At 44.1% G+C, this 2,876-nt stretch carries 2 protein-coding genes; both read right to left on the bottom strand.

Going from position 1 to position 2,876, the window contains the following annotated elements; translation table 11 throughout:
* Positions 1–365: 365 nt before the first annotated feature.
* Positions 366–1,694 carry a hypothetical protein gene (locus KDK17_RS04645; protein WP_257254991.1) on the bottom strand — a complete coding sequence of 443 codons (1,329 nt, stop codon included), beginning with the start codon at positions 1,692–1,694 and terminating at the stop codon, positions 366–368.
* 143 nt (positions 1,695–1,837) lie between these two features.
* Positions 1,838–2,876 (bottom strand): hypothetical protein (locus KDK17_RS04640; RefSeq protein ID WP_257287462.1); only part of this gene is annotated, 1,039 nt, incomplete at its 5' end.

Here is a 2,876-nt window from a genome sequence, read left to right as displayed (position 1 = left end):
TATTGTAGTGGCTCAATAAATTAAACTGCTCTTCTCTCGATACGCTTGAGTGAGCGATCGAACAGATCAATAACAAGTATGAGAATAGCGGTATTAGATTACCGGATGTTTTCATTATTCATATCCTTAACTCGAGTAACTGTTTTATTGTCAGAAAACGACAAATCGGATCTTCCCGAAAAACTATTAACCTGCTTGTTTGTCGTTGTAAAAAAATGACCAGCACACGCAGGAATAAGTCATAAGTCCATAGAACTTTTTTGTTTTAATGAGGCTTTATAGTGCAGCAATGTAATTTTCGCCATCATTGTTTGGCGATTTATAAGATAAAATCTAATTAGCCGTTGCTTGCATCTCATTCATTGTTAATTAAACAAGGTGTACAAGTAATCCAAAGGAACATAAAACTTCTTCCACTGGTTATGGGCGGTTTCGGAAAAACTGTCTTCAAGTGAGTAGCCATACACTATGTTGTTTGAAAAGCCATTGATCAGAGCGATAGCCAAGGCAGGAGCCAGGGTAATAGCGATGTTTCTCAATAAACGGTTTGAGTCTAGCTCTAAGTTTTGTTTTAACAGAAGTATCAGGACTCCGAATCCGACTCCGAATCCGACTCCAGCTCCGACTAAAGCTCCAGACAGGACTTCGTCTTCAACTCCGGATAAAAATTCAGTTTTACTGAGTGAGAAGACCATATAACCTGCTACGGCTGTGGACAATGCTAAGTCAAAGATCCCAACAAAGAAGGCTCCGGCTGAGGCTGTGGCCATTGACCCCGCTAAGGTTTCTGCTCCTGCTTGTAGCTCGACTGCATGGGCACTGCCTGAATGAGATGCTGAAAAATGGCTCACGGGCAGTACTAACTCTATCAATGAAGCAAGCGCAAGATAAGCATAGATTGCCTTATCCGTTGAAGAGCCTGTGGCGAGAAACTTGTTATAAAGCATTGCCCCGAACATCACGCATGTGATTGATTTCAATACGGCATATTCACGACAGGTATAATTTACAGGTTGGATTGAAGGTCTGTCAGGATACCTTAAAGCTTGTATGGTGATAGCTCCGGCTACCGTTCTTGCCACCATTTCATGGGTAAAATAAGCCGCAGTTATTATGGGTATAAAACCAGGGTCGCATTTTGTATATGCTCGATAACCAATGTATGCGGTTCCAACATATCGAAGTGGTCGCCACCATTGCAGCTCAGGGGACGAAGGTGATACTTGTCCTGCTATTGCAGCCTCAGTGGAAGTGATGACGGCTGCGAGTTGATTACAGAAAGAAGATTTGAATTCTTGTAATTCATTTCTCTCTGGGCCATTCAGACCAAAGCGAGCTGCAAGGGAAGAGACCAGCTCAGGTGATTTGCAGATGCCGTACCAGAATCCGTAATTGATCACGGTGGAAACGGCTAGCACGGAACCACTGGTGACCAGTTTCAGACTGTCTTCAACTAACGATGCATTATTGTAGTGACTTAATAAGTTGAATTGTTCTTCTTTCGATATACCTGAATGAGCCACCGAACAGATAATTAACAAGCACAAGAACAGCGGCATTAATTTAGGAATGTTTTCATTGCTTGTGTCTTTAATTCGGGCAACTAATTTCTTGGTCAGTAAATGACGAACCGAATCTTCCCGAACCGGGAGTAGTTTGTTTTTTGTAACTGTAAAATCATGACCAGCGCACATAGGAGTCTCTCATTCGGTCCGGGTTCTTTGAGTCTTGCTGCTGCCAAGAGACGATATAGTACAGCAACGGAACTTTCGCCATTTACCGGAAGTGTTGAATAAGCTCAAAGCCTTGCGCCTGTGAAGGATGTCAGGGCGTCTTGTCAATTAAACAAGGTATACAAGTAATCCAAAGGAGCGTGAAATTTCTTCCATTGGTTACGGGTTGTTTCGGTGAAACTCTCTTCCAGTGAGTAGCCATACACCGCATTGTCTGAAAAGCCATTGATCAGGGCGAGCGCCAATGCAGGAGCCAGGGTAAGAGCAACATTATTCAATAAATGGTTTGAGTCGAGTTTTGAGTGTTGTTGCCACAGAAGGTACATAACTCCCGATCCGGCTATCGATCCGGTGATCATTCCAACGACGGACCATAGTTCAGTTCTGTCAGGAGTCAGACGCATAGCCACGAACATGGGTACTGCGAATTGACCCGAGAATAATGAATTTGGTGATTGCGCAGAATCTACGGCTCCGACTACGGCTGTGGCCCATGACCCAGCTATGGTTCCCGTTCCGGCTAAGACTTCTGCTGCCGTTGCTGTCTCAACTCTAATATCATCGTCTGAAATTTGTTTTAAGAGATAACTTATTAATAATATTCCGTCTGTCAATACGCTGGATACAATGTGACCAAAAGCTGCTTTTCCCGGCGAGAAACCTCTGGCGATCATTTTTTCATGGACTATTGTTCCGACCATCATGCCAGCAATAAATGACAATATGTTATATTCAGCGCGGGCATAGTCAAAAGGTGCGATTGTACTTTCATTCTGATACCTTAAACCCCCGACAGCGGTGGCTGTAGCTACTGTTTTTGCCACTACCTCATGGGTAAAGTAAGCCGTAGTCCTTATGGGTATAAGATAAGGATCACGATGAGTGTATGCTTCATAAGCACTGTAGGCTGTTCCTACAAATCGCATTGGCTGCCACCAAGGTGTCTCAAGGGGCCAGGGTGATACGCGACCGGCTAAAGCAACCTCGGTGGAGGTGATAACGGCAGCGAGTTGATTACAAAAAGATGATTTGACCTCTTGTAACTCATTTTGATCTGTGACAGACAGGTCATAGCGACCGGAAAGGGTAGCGACCAGCCCCGTTGTTTTGCAGATGCCGTACCAGAGTCCGTAATTGATTACA

The sequence above is a fragment of the Endozoicomonas sp. SESOKO2 genome (genome assembly GCF_024606245.1).
Classification (GTDB): domain Bacteria; phylum Pseudomonadota; class Gammaproteobacteria; order Pseudomonadales; family Endozoicomonadaceae; genus Endozoicomonas_A.
This window is presented reverse-complemented; position numbering and strand designations above follow the sequence as displayed.

Excerpts from the sequence above, each read along its gene's own strand:
- KDK17_RS04645 (WP_257254991.1), bottom strand. The coding sequence starts at position 1,694 with ATGTGCGCTGGTCATGATTTTACAGTTACAAAAAACAAACTACTCCCG.